The organism is Serratia sp. LACPHL-BACT-2024-00286, assembly GCF_043109535.1.
GTDB lineage: Bacteria > Pseudomonadota > Gammaproteobacteria > Enterobacterales > Enterobacteriaceae > Serratia > Serratia sarumanii.
In genome coordinates this window covers 250,783-269,306 of sequence record NZ_JBICNA010000003.1, presented here as the reverse complement: position 1 = coordinate 269,306, position 18,524 = coordinate 250,783, and the positions used below count along the sequence as shown (strand labels likewise).

Annotated in this window: 16 protein-coding genes; 11 read left to right on the top strand and 5 right to left on the bottom strand. The window is 58.5% G+C overall.

Going from position 1 to position 18,524, the window contains the following annotated elements:
* Positions 1-456: 456 nt before the first annotated feature.
* Genes pgaA through pgaD form a run of 4 tightly spaced genes read left to right on the top strand, consistent with a single transcriptional unit; the run spans position 457 to position 6,698 of the window.
* Positions 457-2,913, top strand: coding sequence for a poly-beta-1,6 N-acetyl-D-glucosamine export porin PgaA (gene pgaA, locus ACF8MC_RS10995; RefSeq protein ID WP_164105196.1), 2,457 nt, complete (start codon positions 457-459; stop codon positions 2,911-2,913).
* 10 nt (positions 2,914-2,923) lie between these two features.
* A complete protein-coding gene (gene pgaB, locus ACF8MC_RS10990; RefSeq protein WP_033653711.1) occupies positions 2,924-4,930 on the top strand; it encodes a poly-beta-1,6-N-acetyl-D-glucosamine N-deacetylase PgaB in 2,007 nt (668 codons plus the stop codon).
* Positions 4,927-6,261, top strand: a complete 1,335-nt coding sequence (pgaC, locus tag ACF8MC_RS10985) for a poly-beta-1,6-N-acetyl-D-glucosamine synthase (protein ID WP_033653713.1) — start codon at positions 4,927-4,929, stop codon at positions 6,259-6,261. The genes pgaB and pgaC overlap by 4 nt, the downstream gene beginning before the upstream one ends.
* Positions 6,258-6,698, top strand: a complete 441-nt coding sequence (gene pgaD, locus ACF8MC_RS10980) for a poly-beta-1,6-N-acetyl-D-glucosamine biosynthesis protein PgaD (protein WP_049197208.1) — start codon at positions 6,258-6,260, stop codon at positions 6,696-6,698. The genes pgaC and pgaD overlap by 4 nt, the downstream gene beginning before the upstream one ends.
* Here the strand turns inward: pgaD and ACF8MC_RS10975 are convergent.
* The gene (locus tag ACF8MC_RS10975; RefSeq protein WP_047571123.1) at positions 6,695-7,150 is read right to left on the bottom strand and encodes a DUF805 domain-containing protein; all 456 of its coding nucleotides are present in this window, start codon (positions 7,148-7,150) and stop codon (positions 6,695-6,697) included. The two genes, pgaD and ACF8MC_RS10975, sit on opposite strands and share 4 nt — an antisense overlap.
* A gap of 279 nt (positions 7,151-7,429) precedes the next feature.
* Here ACF8MC_RS10975 and mltB point away from each other — a divergent pair, with 279 nt between their 5' ends.
* Entirely contained in the window at positions 7,430-8,518 is a 1,089-nt protein-coding gene (gene mltB, locus ACF8MC_RS10970) for a lytic murein transglycosylase B (protein ID WP_033648101.1), read from the top strand.
* 56 nt (positions 8,519-8,574) lie between these two features.
* On the opposite strand, the gene ACF8MC_RS10965 is transcribed toward mltB, so the two are convergent.
* On the bottom strand, positions 8,575-9,726 hold the full coding sequence (locus tag ACF8MC_RS10965) for a porin (RefSeq protein WP_164105197.1): 1,152 nt from the start codon (positions 9,724-9,726) through the stop codon (positions 8,575-8,577).
* Positions 9,727-10,123: 397 nt separating this feature from the next.
* On the opposite strand from ACF8MC_RS10965, the gene ACF8MC_RS10960 reads away from it, so the two are divergent.
* Both ACF8MC_RS10960 and ACF8MC_RS10955 read left to right on the top strand, forming a co-directional pair.
* Positions 10,124-10,414: a hypothetical protein gene (locus ACF8MC_RS10960; RefSeq protein WP_015378635.1), complete on the top strand. Its 291-nt coding sequence runs from the start codon at positions 10,124-10,126 to the stop codon at positions 10,412-10,414.
* Between the two features lie 213 nt (positions 10,415-10,627).
* Positions 10,628-10,930, top strand: a complete 303-nt coding sequence (locus ACF8MC_RS10955) for a hypothetical protein (protein WP_041036126.1) — start codon at positions 10,628-10,630, stop codon at positions 10,928-10,930.
* An 11-nt stretch (positions 10,931-10,941) separates the two neighbouring features.
* Here ACF8MC_RS10955 and dsdC read toward each other — a convergent pair whose 3' ends face one another.
* The 3 genes from dsdC to ACF8MC_RS10940 form a co-directional block, all read right to left on the bottom strand.
* Complete coding sequence (gene dsdC / locus ACF8MC_RS10950) at positions 10,942-11,871, bottom strand: DNA-binding transcriptional regulator DsdC (protein ID WP_039564894.1); 930 nt, start codon at positions 11,869-11,871, stop codon at positions 10,942-10,944.
* A gap of 469 nt (positions 11,872-12,340) precedes the next feature.
* Positions 12,341-12,592 carry a CsbD family protein gene (locus ACF8MC_RS10945; protein ID WP_033648096.1) on the bottom strand — a complete coding sequence of 84 codons (252 nt, stop codon included), beginning with the start codon at positions 12,590-12,592 and terminating at the stop codon, positions 12,341-12,343.
* 134 nt (positions 12,593-12,726) lie between these two features.
* Positions 12,727-14,223, bottom strand: a complete 1,497-nt coding sequence (locus ACF8MC_RS10940) for a helix-turn-helix transcriptional regulator (protein ID WP_103772925.1) — start codon at positions 14,221-14,223, stop codon at positions 12,727-12,729.
* A gap of 227 nt (positions 14,224-14,450) precedes the next feature.
* On the opposite strand from ACF8MC_RS10940, the gene ACF8MC_RS10935 reads away from it, so the two are divergent.
* The 4 genes from ACF8MC_RS10935 to ACF8MC_RS10920 all read left to right on the top strand — a co-directional run bounded on the left by ACF8MC_RS10935 (position 14,451) and on the right by ACF8MC_RS10920 (position 18,446).
* The gene (locus tag ACF8MC_RS10935; RefSeq protein WP_060443010.1) at positions 14,451-15,422 is read left to right on the top strand and encodes a hypothetical protein; all 972 of its coding nucleotides are present in this window, start codon (positions 14,451-14,453) and stop codon (positions 15,420-15,422) included.
* A gap of 1 nt (position 15,423) precedes the next feature.
* Positions 15,424-15,645 (top strand): hypothetical protein, encoded by a 222-nt coding sequence (locus ACF8MC_RS10930; protein ID WP_004936288.1) that lies wholly within the window; start codon positions 15,424-15,426, stop codon positions 15,643-15,645.
* 705 nt (positions 15,646-16,350) lie between these two features.
* Positions 16,351-17,151 (top strand): helix-turn-helix domain-containing protein, encoded by an 801-nt coding sequence (locus ACF8MC_RS10925; protein WP_060443011.1) that lies wholly within the window; start codon positions 16,351-16,353, stop codon positions 17,149-17,151.
* A 20-nt stretch (positions 17,152-17,171) separates the two neighbouring features.
* Complete coding sequence (locus ACF8MC_RS10920) at positions 17,172-18,446, top strand: lactonase family protein (RefSeq protein WP_239506357.1); 1,275 nt, start codon at positions 17,172-17,174, stop codon at positions 18,444-18,446.
* The last annotated feature ends 78 nt before the right edge of the window (positions 18,447-18,524 follow it).

Sequence of the window (18,524 nt, the reverse complement as noted above, 5' to 3'; positions counted from 1 at the left end):
TTCCTTGTGAGCAATATTCTTATTATTTTTTCCGGGAAGAAAGATTATTTAATTAGGTGTTTGGATTAATATCCCTGTTGATGGGTGATAATGAGAATTAAAATCAAATATCACGCCGGTTTTTATACAATTTCACACGGAAGGGTGAAAATAAGAATATTGATCATGATAAAAGTTCATGTGTTTGATTTGTGGTGGTTTAATTTTTATTATTTCACTTATTAACAATTGTGAAATTCCAGTTTCAGGCAGATATCACCTGGCTGCGGTATTCACCGGCAGCTTTATAAAATACTCTTTTTAGGCAAAGGCGCATTCGATTCTCTTTATGTTTGCGCCAGACAGAAATATTCATTACTCCATGCTTATTACCCGACGGCTCTAGCCGACTTTTCGGGTGCCTGCTCGCATTTGCACTCTGCCAGGACAGCAGCTCACGGATTAAAGGAATACCTCGTGCCTAAAGTTAACTCGCGTTCATTACGCTTTACCGAACGCCACGTCACCAAATATGCGGCGTCATTGCTGTTTATCGGTTTATCCCTGCCGGCCGCCGCGCTGGCGGATGAGCGCTATGACGCGCTGATCCGTCAGGCCAGATCGGGCGATACCGCGCCGGTGCTGGCGTATTTATCGCAGCGGCGCGCTCGGGAGGGGTTGAGCCTGCAGCAGCGAGCCGATTATATCCAGGTGGCCGGTTGGGCCGGCCATGACGAAGAGGTGGTCGCACTCTGGCGTGCCGACGGCGCCGCGCTGCAGCGGGATAGCGCCAGCCTGGCGACGGCGGCCCGCGCCTACCGCAATCTTAAGCAGTGGCAACCATCGCTGCGCCTGTGGCGAGCGGCGTTGCAGCTCGCTCCCGCCGACGGCGGCCTGCAGCGTGGCTACGTGATGACGCTGGCGGATGCCGGGCGGGATGCGCAGGCGCAAACGGAAGCGGCCAAAGCGGAGAAGTTACTGGAACCGGCGACGTGGTATCTGACGCGCGCCTATGTGGATCAGGCCGCCGGCCGCAGCTGGGCGGCGTTGGAAAACGTGACCCGCGCCCGTGCGCTGGCGCCGTCCGACGCCGGCATTCAGGCTTATTACGTGACGCTGCTGGCGGCGAACCGGGTCGCGGATCCGGCGCTGCGTGCAAGCCAGGGGCTGGCATTGCCGCCCGCGCAGCAGCGGCGCCTGCAGGCGGATGAAGCCGCCGAACTGGTGCGGCTGTCGTTTATCGATGCTCGTGGCGAACAGGAACGCTTCGTCATCGCCGACCGCGCGCTGGCGCGCTATGACCAACTGCTGACGCAGTGGCGGCCGCTGCCGGAGGCGCAGGACAGCTACCAGCAGGCGCGTATCGATCGCCTGGGCGCGCTGCTGGCGCGTTATCGCATGGCCGATGGGGTGAGCGAGTATCAAACCTTGCAGGCGGAAGGGCGCACGGTGCCGGATTATGCCCAGCGCTGGGCGGCGTCCGCCTACCTCTACCTGCAGCAGCCGGATAAGGCGCAGGCCATTTTCAGCCGCCTGAACGCCGCCGCGCCGCAGGCGGTGACCGCCGAAGACGAAACCGATCTGTTTTACGCGCAGGCGGAGGACGAACGCATCGATCGGGCGGCGTTGCTGGCGCAGCGCGTCAGCCAGCGCTATCCCTACGCGACCCGCTTGTACCAGCTGCCGACGCTGGCCTACAACGATGACTGGCTGGTCGGCCAATCGCTGCTGGCGCAGTCACGGGTTTATCAACGCGATCTGGCCGAGGCCGAACGGCAGTTGACCCATCTGGCGCGCACGGCGCCGGGCAATCAGGGGCTGCGCATCTCATTGGCCAGCGTTTATTTGGCGCGCGGCTGGCCGCGCCGCGCCGAGGACGAGTTGAAGCAGGTGGAAGGGCTGGAGCCGCGCAGCCTGCCGTTGGAGATCCAGCAGGGCTATGTCGCGCAGGAATTGCAGGAGTGGCGGCAGCTGGATTTGCTGGCCGACGACGTCATCCAACGCGCGCCGGAAAGCGTCGCCGCTCAGCAGCTCGAGCGTTCGCGCCGCATTCACCACATGTCTGAACTGCGCATCAGCGGCAATCAGGGCATCGATTCCGACGGGCCGGTCAGCGGCAGCCACGATTTCGGCATTCACGCCGCGCTCTATTCACCGCCGATCGACGACAACTGGCGGCTGTTCACCGGCTGGGGATTCAACACCGGCCAGTTCGACGAGGGCAAGGGCATCAACCGCGATCTCAGCGCCGGCGCCGAGTGGCGCTCGCGCGATCTGTGGCTGGAAGCCGAGGTGGCCAACCGCAACTACGGCCACGGCAATGAGCTCGGCCTGCGCCTTTCATCCTGGTATGACCTGAATGATCAATGGCGCCTCGGCGGTTCGGTGGCGCGCCTGTCGGCCGAGACGCCGCTGCGCGCGTTGACCAACGGCATCAGCGCCAACGGCGGCAACCTGTGGCTGCGTTGGCAGCAGAACGAAAGCCGCGAGCTGCGCGCCAGCGTGGCGCCTTCGCACTTCTCGGACGGCAACAACCGGCTGGAATATGGCCTGGAAGGGCGGCAACGGCTGCTCGCCGGCGCCCGTTATCGGCTGGACATGAACCTGACGCTGTCCGGCAGCCGCAACAGCCAGGAGAACGTGCCGTATTACAACCCGAAGCGCGACTTCACGCTGCTGCCGTCGTTAACGCTCGATCACACTCTGTATCGCCATTATCAGACCGAGTGGAGCCAGCAGTTCCAGGCCGGCGCCGGCAGCTATTGGCAGCGGGACTATGCGCGCAAGCCGATCACCCAACTGGGTTACGGCCAGCGCATCAGCTGGAACGGGGTGCTGGACGCCGGCGCGATGCTGCAGTTTGAGAAGCATCCTTACGACGGCAAGCGCGAGCGGAACATCGGCGTGACGTTTGATCTGAATTATCGTTTTTAAAGGAATAATCATGCTTATTCGATCTTCGCTTTTCGTGTTGGCCGCGTTGCTGACCACCGCCTGCAGCCAGGCGGACGTGCCGCGCTTCACGCCGCCGGCGGAGCGGCCCGTGGGGCCGATGGAACGCCCGTGGCCGGCCAACCGTTACGCGGTGCTGGCGTATCACGACGTGGAAGACGGCGCGGCGGACCAGCGCTACATGTCGGTGCGCACCAGCGCGCTCAATGAACAGTTCGCCTGGCTGAAGCAAAACGGCTACCAGCCGGTGTCGGTCGAGCAGATCCTGCAGGCGCAAAACGGCGGCCCGGCGTTGCCGAACAAGGCGGTGCTGCTGACCTTCGACGACGGCTACCGCAGCTTCTACAGCCGGGTCTTCCCGCTGCTGAAGGCCTACAACTGGCCGGCGGTGCTGGCGCCGGTCGGCGTCTGGCTGGATGCGCCGGCCGACAAGCCGGTCGATTTCGGCGGCCTGATGACGCCGCGCGATCGCTTCCTCACCTGGCAGCAGGTGCGGGAAGTGTCGGACTCCGGCTTGGTGGAGATCGGCGCGCACACCTACGCTTCGCATTACGGCGGCATCGCCAACCCGCAGGGCAATACCGAACCGGCGGTTGCCAATCGGTTGTATGACGCCAAACAGGGCCGTTACGAAAGCGAGGCGGAATATCGCCAACGCATCGAGAAGGACGTGGCGTTGATCACCCAGCGCATCACCGCCGCCACCGGCAAGGCGCCGCGCGTCTGGGTCTGGCCGTACGGCGCGGCCGGCGGCGTGGCGCTGGACATCGCGCGCAAGCACGGTTACCGCATGGCGCTGACGCTGGAGAACGGGCTGGCAGACGTCAACGCGCCTGAGAACGTGCCGCGCATGCTGGTGGCCGGCAACCCGTCGCTGACGAGCTTCGCCCAGCAGCTGACGCAGATACAGAACCGGCAGATCATGCGGGTGGCGCACGTCGATCTCGACTACCTTTACGATCCCGATCCGCAGCAGCAGGCCAAAAACCTCGACAAGCTGATCCAGCGCATCTACGACCTGCGCATCAATACCGTTTTCCTGCAGGCGTTCGCCGATCCAAAAGGCGACGGCAACGTGCGCGAGCTCTATTTCCCCAACCGCTGGCTGCCGATGAAGGCCGACCTGTTCAACCGGGTCTCCTGGCAGCTCTCTTCGCGCACCGGCGTGGCCGTGTATGCCTGGATGCCGGTGTTGGCGTTCGAGCTGGGATCTGACGTGCCGCGCGTACAGCGCCTCGATCCGCAAAACGGGCAGTTGTCGGTAGACGACAAGCAGTACCGCCGCCTGTCCCCGTTCAGCCCGGTGGCGCGCCAGCGCATCGGTGAGATCTACGAGGATCTGGCGGCTCACGCCACCTTCAAAGGGATCCTGTTCCACGACGATGCCCTGCTGTCGGACTTCGAAGATGCCGGCCCCGACGCCGCTGCGGCCTACCGCCAGGCCGGCTTCGCCGATTCGGTGGCGGCGATACGCCAGGATCCGCAGGCGATGGCGCGCTGGACGCGCTTCAAGAGCCGGGCGCTGATCGAATTTACCCAGTCGCTGACCGAGCGGGTGCGGGCGATCCGCGGCCCGCAGGTGCAAACCGCGCGCAACATCTATGCGATGCCGGTGCTCGATCCCGCCAGCGAAGCCTGGTTTGGCCAGAATCTGGCGGATTTCCTGCAGGCCTACGACTGGGTGGCGCCGATGGCGATGCCGCTGATGGAAAACGTGCCGCGCGCCGACAGCGGCCGCTGGCTGGATCAACTGGTGGGCAAAGTGGCCGCTTACCCCGGCGCGCTCGATAAAACGGTGTTTGAGTTGCAGGCCGTCGACTGGCGCAAGGAGCGCCGGATCAGCCTGGATGACGGTCAACTGCTGGCCGAATGGATGCGTCGCCTGCAGCGCAATGGCGCTCAGAGCTTTGGTTATTACCCCGACAACTTCCTCGACGATCGGCCTAAGCTGGATGCCGTTCGCCCGGTGTTGTCCTCAGCCTGGTTCCCACTGCCATGACCGATCGTTTAATTGCCTTATTCATCCTGTGTCTGGTGTTGAGCGTGCCTTTCGGCATCGTCCTGCTGTTTACCGGCGAAGTGCTGCTCAACTTCGTGTTTTTCTGGCCGCTGTTCATGTCCGGTATCTGGATCGCCGGTGGCATCTATTTCTGGCTGCACCGCGAGCGCCACTGGCGCTGGAGCCCGGACATGCCCGCGCCGGTGCTGCCGGGCAACCCGTCGATCAGCGTGCTGATCCCCTGTTTCAACGAAGGGTTGAACGCGCGTGAAACCATTTCGGCGGCGATGGCGCAGCGCTATGAAAATATCGAAGTGATCGCCATCAACGACGGCTCCAGCGATGACACCGCCGAGGTGCTGGATCAGTTGACGCTGGAGTTCCCCCGGCTGCGGGTGATCCATCTGGCGCAAAATCAGGGCAAAGCGATCGCGCTGCAGGCGGGCGCGGCGGCGGCGCGCAGCGAGTATCTGGTGTGCATCGACGGCGATGCGCTGCTGGATCGCGATGCGGCGGCCTATTTGGTGGCGCCGCTGTTGGCCAATCCGCACGTCGGCGCGGTGACCGGCAACCCGCGCATCCGCACGCGCTCCACGCTGATCGGCCGCATCCAGGTCGGTGAGTTTTCATCGATCATCGGCCTTATCAAGCGCACGCAGCGCGTTTATGGCCGCCTGTTCACCATCTCCGGCGTGGTGGCCGCGTTTCGTAAGCAAGCGCTTACCGATGTCGGTTACTGGAGCCAGGACATGATCACCGAAGACATCGACATCAGCTGGAAACTGCAGCTCAAGCACTGGGCTATCTTCTTCGAACCGCGGGCGTTGTGCTGGATCCTGATGCCGGAGACCCTGCGCGGGCTGTGGAAGCAGCGCCTGCGCTGGGCGCAGGGCGGCGCCGAGGTGTTTTTAAAGAATCTGCGCAACCTGTGGGCCTGGGAGCACCGGCATATGTGGCTGCTGTTCGCCGAGTATTGCCTCTCCACGTTGTGGGCGTTCACTTACCTGGTCAGCGTGCTGATTTTCCTGGTCGGGCTGGCGGTGCCGCTACCGGAGGGCATCCGCATTCACTCGTTGCTGACGCCGGCGTTTACCGGCCTGGTGCTGGGCGTGGTGTGCCTGCTGCAGTTCACCGTCAGCCTGCTGCTGGAGAAGCGCTATGAGAAGGGCTTCGGCCGCTCGCTGTTCTGGATCATCTGGTATCCGCTGGTGTATTGGCTGCTCAGCCTGCTGACCACGCTGGTGGCGTTTTCCAAAGTGATGTTGAAAGCTCGGCGCGGGCGTGCGCGCTGGATCAGCCCCGACCGGGGCATTGGGAGGATCAAAGAATGACGGACGTCCTGATTTATTCCGAACGCGGCCTGTTGCCGCGCGTGGTAGACAGCCTGCTGACGCTTTTCGCCTGGTGCGGCTTCCTTTATCTGTTCAGCCGCGGCCTGATGTCGGTGATGGATCAGCACGGGGTGGGCTCCGCCCTGTCGCTGCTGGAAGTGATCTCGCTGTACATCATTGTGGCGTTGTTCAATGCCGTCACGCTGATCGCCTGGGCCAAATACAACCAGTATTTCTCCCGTCGCAGGGCAGCCGACCGCTGGCGGAAACAGCAACAGAACACCCACATCGGCTATATCACGCCCGAGCTGACCCGGCAGCTGCGGCGTTTGCCGATCGCCGTGGTGTCCCATAACAGCGGCGGCGGCATCAGCCAGGTCAGCGGCAGGCTGACGGCGGCCGAACCGGCCACGAACAAGGTGGTGCAGCTGCGTTAATCGTCAGCGTCGCCGCCCGGCCTGCGGCGCAGCCCGCCCGGCGGCAACAGCAGAGCGCAGATCATGACGGCCAGGCTGAAAAGCGGCAGCCAGCGCGCCACCGGGCCGGGGGAGTAGTTGTTGAGCACCGAGCAAACATAGCACGCTGCGGCCAGCGCCCAGCCGGGCAGGCCGATATCGTTGAGCCGGAACGCGGTTTTGGCCATGAACCACGCCACCAGGCCGAAACAGAACAGCGCCCAGACCATAATGCACAGCAGATACAGCAGCACTGAGACGAATTCCTCGGTATCGCCGTGCGCATGGGCGCGAAAATGGTTTTTATCCAGGTAGGTCGACAGAAACGACAGCAACACGATGCCAACGGCGAAGATCGCCAGCGAGAAAACAAAGGGTTTGCGCGAGATGCGCCCACGGTAAAGATCTTTGGCGAGTTGTCCGAGAGATTCCATTACAGTCCATTGTCGTGATCATTGCGGCGATAGCCGGATGGCAAGCAGCCGGGCATTTTATCGGGGTAAAAGGGGGCGTCAAGGTGATAATTTTTCTCATTTAGTCGCGGTTGAGATTCCGCGCGGCCGCACCGGGCGTCCTTTCACCGTGCAAAACGTCACAATTTGGCACGTTTGGCTACCTGGCGCGGTAATTGGCGGCATAATCCTGTTTGTTCGCGTTGAACAATGCATTAACATAACTCCCACTTATCTCTTGCATGGCTATATGGATATCCGATGCGTCACCTGGTTGCGCTTTTACCGCTGATTACCTTGCTTGCTGCCTGTAGCAGCACGCCGAAACCCAGTACCACCGCTACGCCGCAGGGCACCCCGGTAAAGGGCGGCTTTTTGCTGAGCCCGGCGCACAGCGGCGCGCCGCTGGGTGGAGATTTCGCCAATAACCCGAATACCGCACGCTTTATCGATAAGATGGTGCGGGAACACGGCTTTGATCGACAGCAGCTGCACGACGTGCTGGCGCAGGCTCGGCGCCTGGATTCGGTGCTGCGGCTGATGGACAGGCAGGCGCCGAAACCGTCTACCCAGGGGCCTACCGGCCCGAACGGTTCCTGGCTGCGCTACCGCAACAAGTTCATCACGCCGGATAACGTGCAAAACGGCGTGGTGTTCTGGAATCAATATCAGGATGCGCTGCAGCGGGCCTGGCAGGTGTACGGCGTGCCGCCGGAGATCATCGTGGGGATTATCGGCGTGGAGACCCGCTGGGGCCGCGTAATGGGTAAAACCCGCATTATCGATGCACTGGCGACGCTGGCCTTCAACTACCCGCGCCGCGCCGATTACTTCGCCGGCGAGCTGGAAACCTTCCTGCTGATGTCGCGCACCGAGGGCGACGATCCGCTCGAACTGCGCGGCTCCTTCGCCGGCGCGATGGGCTATGGGCAGTTCATGCCGTCTTCCTTCAAGAGCTATGCGGTCGACTTCAACGGCGATGGTCATATCAACCTGTGGGATCCGGTCGATGCCATCGGTAGCGTGGCCAATTACTTCAAGGCGCACGGTTGGTCCAAAGGCGAGCCGGTCGCGATTCAGGCCAACGGCCAGGCGCCGGGATTGGAAAACGGCTTCAAGACCCGCTACTCGGTCGCTGCGCTGGCGGAAGCCGGCCTAAGCCCGCAGGGTTCGCTCGGCGACAATCAGGAAGCCAGCCTGCTGCGGCTGGACGTCGGCACCGGCTACCAGTATTGGTACGGCCTGCCGAACTTCTACGTCATCACCCGCTATAACCACAGCACCCACTACGCCATGGCGGTATGGCAGCTGGGCGAAGCGGTAGGGCGTTCGGCGCGCGGCGGCTTCTGACGCTGCTTCAATAACGAAAAAGGCCGCTTGCGCGGCCTTTTTTACGTGCGGAACAATCAGAAATCGTAGCGTAGACGCACCACGGTCATATCGCCGAGGTTGTCGGTGCTCGATGTCAGCACGTGCTCTACGTCAACGCGGAAGCCGTAGTCAAACTGCACGGTAACCCCAAGGCCGTTGTCGATGCGCTGGTAGTTGCGGCCGCTGATGTATTCCAGGCGATCGCCCATAAAGTACGGCATTACCGATTTCACCGCGTACTGGCCCACCGGCACGGTATAACCGGCCAGGTATTCGATACCCCAGGCATCGCCGGCGAAGTAATTGTTGATGTCGGTTTTCTTGGTGGTCAGAAAGTCGTGGTAGTAACCGCCGCCGAAAGTCAGCGTCCAGTTGTCCGGTTTCCAGCTGAGGGCGGTGCCGACGATGTGCTGATCGTAGCTCTTGCTGCCGCTGGTGGACGGATTGCGCATTTCGGCGCGGGTGTAGTTCCAGGCGGTGCCCCAGGTCAGATCCTGCGTGATGTGGTAATCCACGCCCAGTGAGCCGCCGCCTTTGCGCTTATAGCGCAGGCCGTTGCCCGGCAGGTAGTCGCTGTCGCTGAACAGGTACGAGGCATAAACGTCCGCATCGCCGAAGCGGTTCTTGTACTTCAGCATTTTGCGTGAACGGTAAGAACCGTCGTAGTCGCCGTTGATGCCGTTGCCCGGCGCCTGGGCCAGCATGTCGTAGTCCCAGATATCGGTCTTGGCGCCCACCACGTCATAGTAAACGCTGTTCTGCTGGCCGAAGGTCATCTGGCCCCAGGTGTTGCTTTTCAGGCCGGTGTACAGCATGCGGCGGCTGGTGTTTCTCGCGCCGTCGGCATAGTGGTGATCCCAGTCGAACAGCGCCGGAATGTTCACGCCCAGCTCGTAGTAGCTGATCCAGCTGATATCGTCGAACAGGTAGTAGTCCGCCGCGAAACGGAAGCGGGTGCCGCCGTCGAAGCCGTTACGCTTGTAGGAGCCCTTGTCGCCGTCGCCCGTCATGTTGTTGAACTGTGGACGGATGCTGCCGCCAACGGTGAAGTTCAGGCTGCTGAGCGGATCGCCGGCCTGCGGATCCTGCTTCAGCAGGGTGATTTCCGCCTGAGCGGCGAACGACGCGCTGCCGATCGCCAGACCCAGCGCCACCGCTTGAGTCAATACGCGCAATTTGATTGCCATGTGTTATCCCTGTTTTATGTATGACCGCCCCATCAGCGCCGCCATGCCGATGTTTTGCGCAGAACGCTGCGTTTTCACGCATTTTGACGGTTTTTTTTGGTGTGTTAGCGGCGGGCGGCATTTGTAACATAAACAGTGACATAAAGAATTACTTTTCTTGCTAATTATCGACCGGTTTTTAACCATTTCGTGCGGTGAAAAGGGCCGTTGCGCATGTCTGGCGATTCGGATGAATTCATCTAACGCCAAGGTTTATATTTTTCATTTGTCAGTCACCGGCGCCAGCCTGTAATTTCAGCCGTGCAAGAGAGAATTAATTCGAGCCTTTCGCCGGCGTATTAACGTCAGCCTTTGTCTGCGTAATCGGCCGGCATGAATAAGCGATTGGGAGGTCGCCATGAGAAACCTGTTAATGTTGTTAGTGGGGCTGTTTTCACTGCCGGCGATGGCGGCGGAGTCGCACGTTTGCCATTCTCAAGCCTATGATTATGCAGAGGTTAGCAAGCTCAGGTTGTCTGACGATACCCTGTTTTCCTGCCGCGGCGTGGGGCGCCTGACGATCCCCGAATTAGCACGCAAAGGATGGAAGGTGATTCATTTGGCGCAGCAAACCGAATATACCGACTCCGTCGACAGCGATGGTGAGGTGATTAAGCTTTATCAGGAAATCGTGGTGTACAAAGAATAACGCGACGGTAGCCTGTTATTATTCTCGCGGCGGCGAGAACCCTATTATGAATGCGAGAATCGGAATCGACGGCAGGGCTGCCGCCGCGGCCAGCGCTTCACCTGGGATCGCGCCACGCTGTGCGCCTGTTTGCTGATCGCGCTGGTGTTAAGCGTGGTGAGTTGTTCTTATCTTATTTATTTTTATCGAAGGGTGGCACCAAAAATATAAATTATGGATGTTGATGTACAGAACTACCAAATAAGCTGCGAAAGCCAATTCATTATTCAGCTGCAAATATCCCGCTATGCCTGGGGCGTGCCGCTGATTACGCTCGGCGATAACGGTGATTTTACCGTGATACGAAGCCGAGGCTGGTCGAGGTTGGCTAATGGGATGCAATTGGAGGTTTATTATTTTGCCAATAACTCCCTGCTGGCCTGGGATAAAAACCGCAAATATATCTCTTATTCAAAGGCCGGCCGGCTCTACGCCTGCGCGCTGAATTTTTCTTATTCCCCTAAAATAATGCGCTAGCCCTCCGGCCATCAGACCAGAGGGGCGATTTTCATGATCCACTGCTTAAACGCGAGGATTTTCGGCCACTGCCGCTCGGAGATGGTCGAGGTAAAATAGCAGTGCTCGCAGGGCACGGTCATGTCGGTGAACGGAATGATCAGCTCGCCGCTTTTGATCCAGTCCTGCACCAGATTGAGCCGCCCCATGGCGACGCCAAGGTGCCGCGTGGCGGCCAGCACCGCGAGATCGGAACGGTCGAACTCCATGCTTTTGCTGTCGGTATCCAGCCCCAGCGCAAAGTGTTGCGACCAGGTTTGCCACTCGTCTTCGCCGGAGTTGTAGCGATCGTGCAGCAGCGTGCAGTGGGCCAAATTTTCCGGCGCATCGTACAGGCTATGTGCGGCGGCGTACTGCGGCGTACAGATCGGCACCATCGATTCCTGCATAAAGGCCTCGTCCAGATGCCGCCCCGAGGGCAGTTTGCCGAAGTACATCGCCAAATCCACGCCGCGGTTGGCCAGGTTGATGATCTCCTGCCCGGTCAGAATGTTGAGGTGAATGGTGGGGTGCTGGGCGATAAAATCGCCGATGCGCGGCAGCAGCAGGCATTGCACCAGAGACGGGTGCGAATAGAGGGTCAATGTCCCCGTCAGCTCGCGATTCTTGATGTCCAGAATTTCCTGATTCAGCGTGTTGAAGGAGCTGTCCAGCGCCCATTGCATGCGCTCGCCCTCCGGCGTTAGGGTAATTCTGCGATGAAAGCGTTGGAATAGCAGAAAACCCAACTCCTTTTCGAGCAAATTAATGCGGTGGCTTACGGCGCTGGGGGTGATCGACAATTCTTGCGCCGCCAGCGCAAAAGATAAATGACGGGCGACGCATTCGAAAGTATGCAGCCGGGAAAATTGATAGCTGGTCAGCGGGGTGGCCCGCTGTGAATGTTTTTTAGTGGGGAACATGCTATTTCTCCGTGCGCGCAATACAGCGATCTTAACATTTAATGGAGAGGAGGATAAACCCAGGTTGACGAATGGAGTCGAATTTTAACCTGATGGTTTTAATGATGTTGAGGGTAAGCCGATTTATTGCACCAAGACCGTAAATAACCGCCGAGGGGTTTGGGTTGAGAAGACGATAAAAATCAGGAATACGCGAGGAAAATAAAATGGCTGTCGTTAAGCAGTGAGTAAAGGCGGCGTGCGACGGTATGAAAAAGAATGCCGTCTATTCCATGAGGGATATCGCCGTTTCGCCATAATAACCCGATGCCGCTGAATAGCCGTTAATCATCATTGTCGGCGTAACGGATGAATAAATCGAAAAGGCCATATGCTCGCACGGCATTGCCCGTTGGCCGATAGCACCGCGCCCGGTTGTCGTTAACCGGGCGCGGCGTTCAGGGAAAGACGGTTTGCTCGCCGGCGCGTATCAACGGCGGCGCAGCAGCAGGCCGGTCAACAGGCCAGCGCCGGCAATGAGGGCTAATGCGGCGAGGGGGTTTTTCTTCATCATGCTGCCGGCGCAGCTCAGGGCGTCGCCGTATTTTTCTTGCAGCGCGCCCGCTGCATAGCGCGTGGCGCCTTCGGCCTGCAAACGTGGGTTTCCGGTGACGTCGCCCGCCATTTCCTGCGCCTTGCCCGCCACTTTTTCCATCATGCCATTGGCTTTTTCGCTGTTCATTGTGATGCGCTCCTAAGGTTCGATCCGTTTGGCTTCCGCACAGGGCGAAAGCCTGCATTTGCACCTCCATGTTATGCACTTCACTTTGAGCCTATAAGGGGCGTTTGCATCGGTGCGGATAGTGCATTTGCAGGCTACTTTCCGTTCCTGGCGGCCAGCCCGCCGGTAAACAGCCCGCGTTCTCTGGCCCAGACGATGGCTTCGCTGCGGCTGTGAACGCCAAGCTTGGAATAGACTGTCGCGACATGGTTGCGAATGGTGTTGAGCGCCAGATTGAGACGCGCCGCGATTTTCTTGTCCGGCAGCCCCTCGCAAATCAACTCCAGCACATCGCGCTCGCGCGGCGTGAGATCGCTGGCGGTCAATCCGGCCTGGTCGGGCCGGTTGATGCTTTTCACGTTGGCCAGTTTTTCAATCAGGGTTTGGCTGAACCAGGAGGCGTCCTGCATCACTTCTTCGATGGCGCTGACCAGCTCCAGCTCCGAGCGTTTGCGTTCGGTAATGTCCATGAGCACCAGCAGGTAGCAGGGCGCATTGTGGATGCTGACGGCATCCGCCGAGGCCACGCAGTCGATCGACTCACTCCCTTTCTTGCGTACCCGGATGTCCAGCCCTTCGACGTTGCCGCTTTTTTCCAGCGCGGCAAACAAACGGCGGTTCGCCTCGGGATCGTCAATAAACGGGATCTCATCGATCGTCTTGCCGATCAAGGCTTCGGCGTCGTACTCGGTGGTGCGGGTAAAGGCTTCGTTGACGTCCAGCACGCGCCGCTCGTGCGCGGTACACAGCAACGTCGGCACCGGGCTCAGGCGAAATGCCTTGGCGAACCGCTCTTCACTTTCCCGCAGCGCCGATTCCGCCTGGCGCCGGGGTTCGAGATCGGTAAAAGTGAACAGCATGCAGTCGTCTTCATTGATGTCCAGCGGTTGGCCGGCAACCACCACCAGCTTGCTTCCGCCACCGGGCAGTTTCAGCTCAGCCTCCATTTGCGGAATGGTGGCGCCTTCCCCCAGGCGCTGTATCGCCAGATCTTTGTGCTCCGCCTGTTCCAAAACGTCGAGTTCATAAACCGAACGGCCCATGACCTGTTCACGCTGGTAACCGGTCATATCGAGGAACCCCTGATTGACCTTGACGTAGCGCAGGTCGCTTAGCCGACAAATGACCGCCGGCGCCGGATTGGCGTTGAAGGTTTTTTCAAAGCGCTGTTCGGCGCTGGCCCACTCCGTCGCGTCGCTCAGGATCAGCGCCAGCAGCTCCGGTTGCCCCTGCGCATCGGTGATAATCAGGCTCCGCAGGCGGTGCACCCAGAAGCTGTCCGGATCGTCGGCTTGCCGAACCTCCACCACCACATCGGTGAAGGTCTCGCCATCGGCAACCCGGTTCAGCGGATACTGTTCCAAAGCCAGCGGATGATTGTTGCGATAGCGCAGGGCAAAACGCGCCGCGTACTCGCCGGCATTGGACCCCAGGGCTTTCTGATGACTCACGCCATGCATGGCCAACGCGGCCTCGTTGGCCCAGAGCAGCGTTCGATCGGTATCCGTCAGGATCACGCCGTCGGACAAGCCGGAGATGATTTGCTGCAGGTGGCCGCGGTGGGTTTCGCTGGCCAGGACGGATTGGCTCATGTGTTCTCCGCTAGACAGAAGGGAGCGGCCTCTGACCGGGGCCGCGGGTTACGCTACTCGCTGAGCAGCTTAGTGCATAACGTGCGTATTCGCAGGGTGTGAATGCACTAGTCATTCTGGCGCAAATGAACCGGGACGGCCGACGACGCCGCGCGGCAGACTGCATCTGTCTGCGCGGTTATCCGCCGTGCGTGCAATCACTTGTCCAGAAAATATAAGGAACAACGATGACCACTGTCTATGAATCAAATCGCTTTGCGTTTCAGGTGTCATGGGGCTCGATATTGGCCGGGAGTGCCGTGGCGCTGGTGACTTATCTGATCTTCAGCGTGCTGGGCACGGCTATCGGCGCCCAGGCCGTGGATATGATGCAAAAGGGTAACCCGCTGAGCGGCTTTGGCACTGGCACCGGGATCTGGCTGCTGGTTTCAACGCTGGCGTCGCTGGCCGCAGGCGCGTTCGTCGCCGGCCGCACCGCACCGAACCGCGGCGGCTTGCATGGCCTGCTGAGCTGGGCGATCACCACCTTGCTGACCACTTGGCTGGTGGTTTCATTGGCGAGTGGCGTGGTGGGGCTGGCGGGCAGCGCGGTGGGCAAAGGGCTTTCGCTGGCGGGCAGCGGCCTGGCGGCGGCGGCGCCAAACGTGGGCGAAGGCCTCAAGCAACAGCTGGATAAAAAGGGCATCAGCCTTGACTGGGGAAGCCTGGAAAACCAGTTGAACGCCACGCTCAAGCAGACCGGCAAGCCGGAACTGGATCCGGCTCGGTTGGAACAGAAGGCCGATAGGGCGACCGCCGACGGCAAGCAATCGGCCATGGACGCGGCTGCCGATCCGGCGCAGGCCGCCTCCGAGCTCAAGCAGTGGTTCGACCGTATCAAGCAGTCCGGTGAGCCGACGTTGAGCGCCGCCGACAAGGATGCGCTGGTGAATATCGTTGCGGCGCGCACCGGCAAAAGCCGCGATGAAGCGAGCCAAATCGTCGATAACTATGCTCAGGCTTACCAGCAGGCGGTGCAGAAAGTGGAAAAACTCAAGGCCGAGGCCGAGCAGAAAGCGCGTGAAGCGGCCGACGAAGCGGCCAAACAGCTGTCGCGCGCCGCTTGGGGTTCGCTGTTGATGCTGCTGTTGGGCGCTGCGCTGAGCGCCGGCGTGGGGCGGATTGCCGAATCAACCCGCCGCACTGTCGCGGTAAGTTGAGATGAAAAAAAACCTGTCGTGCATCTCGCTGAATTATCGAAAAGTAGCGGGGGCCTCTGCTCCCGTGCTCGTCATCGATTTTTGCAACGAGAATAACGAGCGCTACACCCTGCGCTACAACCTGCCGCCGGATACCCCGGAACGCACCGAGCGGCGGGTATCTTTGCTGCTGTATCTGTTGCGCAAGCACAGATCCGCAGAGATCGACAACCTGGCTGATTAATCAGGCCGTTAATGAAAGGCCCGGCCTTATAGGCTGGGCTTTTTACTGGGCAATCAGGCTATTCTGGCAACAACGCACGGTGCGAGTCGGCATGAGGCTTTTACGTTGGAGGGCCGGCGGTTCACGGTGGGCAAAGTAGCGCCCCAATTGGCGTGGAGGGTAAAATAGGGCATCTAGCAAGATGTGTTAAAACATCGGTTCTTCTCAGCGCAGGAAAAAAGATAAAAGAAGCTGCCTATTACGATCTGTGATTTTCTGGCCCGATGTTCAGAAAATATGCCTGTCCCTATCTTCTTTTCAAACGCTGCTCATGCTTTTATTTATTAGCCTCAATAAGCTTTATCAGTCAGCCTGATTATAAAATGCATTTTAATTTGCAATGATGAAATTCCTATTTGGTCATGCAATTGGGATGCAAAAAAACACTTTAAGATAAAACAATTAACATAAAGTGTGATTTGCCCTGGCGTGGCAAATGCATCTTTAATGGATGCATTTTGCGTGGCGCATTTTTTATTCACGTGTTTTTCGCAAGCGTATTTATATAACATGATCATTTTCAGTTATTTATATGATGACTTTTCCCATGCCGTAAAAATGGCGTTGTCAGGGTGATTTTTTTTAGGATTAATCTTAATGACTTGATTTGGTTGGTTAACGATTTTAATGAAACGGACACGATTTTTATAAAAGCAAGGAGCGCGCATGGACTATCGAAAAGATATTCTTTTACAGGTGTTAGAGTATATGGAGAAGAATATTATAGAGGGACTTTCCGTTGAGAAAGTGTCTATTATCTCGGGTTACTCTAAATGGCATTTACAGCGGCTGTTTAAACATTATTTTGGCATTACGTTAGGGACTTATATCAGAAACAGAAAACTGAGCCGATCCGCAATCTTGCTTAAACAACATCAAGGGAACATATTGGATGTCGCCTTGGCATCGGGCTTTGCCTCTCAGCAATGTTACACGCGGGCGTTTAAACGTTTCTTTGGCGAAACGCCCAACAGCTTTAGGAACAGCCGGGGATGGGATTTTTCCACCCAGATCCCACCGTATGGCATTGACAAAAAACCCTATTTTTATCACACGGTCATGCCGGATGATATCGAGCTGTTAAAGCAGTACAAGGCATTGATCTTCCATTCCATAAGGAAATACAGAGATGCCGGTGACATTACGCAGACTAATGAGAAATGGTTAAGCAAGCATGGGAAGGCTTATCGTGCGGAAAACAACAGAGCGGGAAAATGGCATTCAAACGGTAAGGAGCAAGAGGTTTTTCATTCTATCTTCAATTTCTACATACCCAGAGGGAAATATATTGTCATCCCCTTTATGGGTGAGTTGTCTGAGTACATTGATTTTTTTGCAGATATCTATGACGCCTATCTGCCGGCTATCAATGTCAAGGTGAGAGAAAGTTTTTTTATCGAACTATATAGACATGAGCATTTACACAGTTGCGTCGTCAATGTCGATATACTTATTCCTGTAGCGTAGCGTTGAGAAAAGGAAACATCATGAGTATAGAGAAATTCCCCGATTCGATGAATAAGCGTCATTATGCGCGCCGTATGCTACCTTTGACATTGTCTGTGTCTGGCGGAGCGAGCGTGGCCGGTTTAGCCAGGCAGGCCATTCAATTCGCGTTGGCATTAACTCTTTTCATGTTTTCAGGAAATGCGATGGCAAATAATCGGGAGCATCAGCAAATAGCGTTAGTCGGCACCTGGACCCATATTCCGGATGCGCCTGCGGTGCAGAAACCGGCGCACCCCAGTGAAGGCCTCTATCGTCTGGCGGTTAATGGCGACGGCACATTAACGCTGCTCGACGTGATTAAAATGAAAAGCCCGTCATGGATCGTAAAATCTCGCGATGGCCGTTTCGCCTATGTCACCAATGAGGAGAACGCGGGAACGGTCACTGCCTTGGCGATAGACAAAGACGGCGCCGTGCGGGTGCTGAATACGGTGAGCAGCGCGGGCCGGCAGCCGACGCATGCCACCCTCAGCCCGGATGGCAAGTTTCTGTTTGTCGCCAACTACTCCGTCGCCAAAGGCGGCGCGGGGGTGACGGTATTACCGATTGGCGGCGACGGCAAACTGGGGGAACGGGTGCAGCATTTTCCGTTCACGCCCGGCTCCGGCGTCGTGCAGGGGCGCCAGGAAGGGGGCCATGCGCACTCCACCACCTTCAGCCGCGATGGCCAATACCTGTACGCGGCGGATCTCGGCGGGGACAAGCTGCGCGCCTACCGCTATCGCTCGGACAACGCGCAGCCTTTGCAAGCGGATGCTTCGCGCGATGTCGCCTTCGCACCCGGCGCCGGCCCACGGCACATGGCGTTCTCGCCAGAAGGGGAATACGCCTACGTCATCACTGAAATGGCGAGTGAAATCGAGGTGTTTGCCGTCAGCGACCATCGATTGACGCGGCAAGGGAAGGTGAAACTGAACGGCGGGAAGGATTCAGCGGAGGCGAAAAGCGGTGGGGCAATAATCCTCAGCCCGAGCGGCAGATATCTTATTGCCACCAATCGCGGTGCCGATAACCACCTGCTGGTATTAAAAATTGGCGAGGATGGGCTGCCGGGCGCACCGACGCGCTATGAGGCCGGCGGCATTGAGCCGCGTGCGCTCGCTTTCGATGACGGCGGCCGCTACCTCTATGTCACGAATGTGTTCACCAACACCGTTATGCTGTTCGATTTCGATGATGAAAAGGGCGAATTGCAGGCCAGAGGTGAAGCGGCGGCGATTTCAACGCCGACGGATATTAAGTTTTTTAATTAATGCCCATCATAACGCTCGGGGGAAATCGAATCTGAACGGGGGAAAAGGGCGGATTGCGGGTGCAGATGACGGGGAATG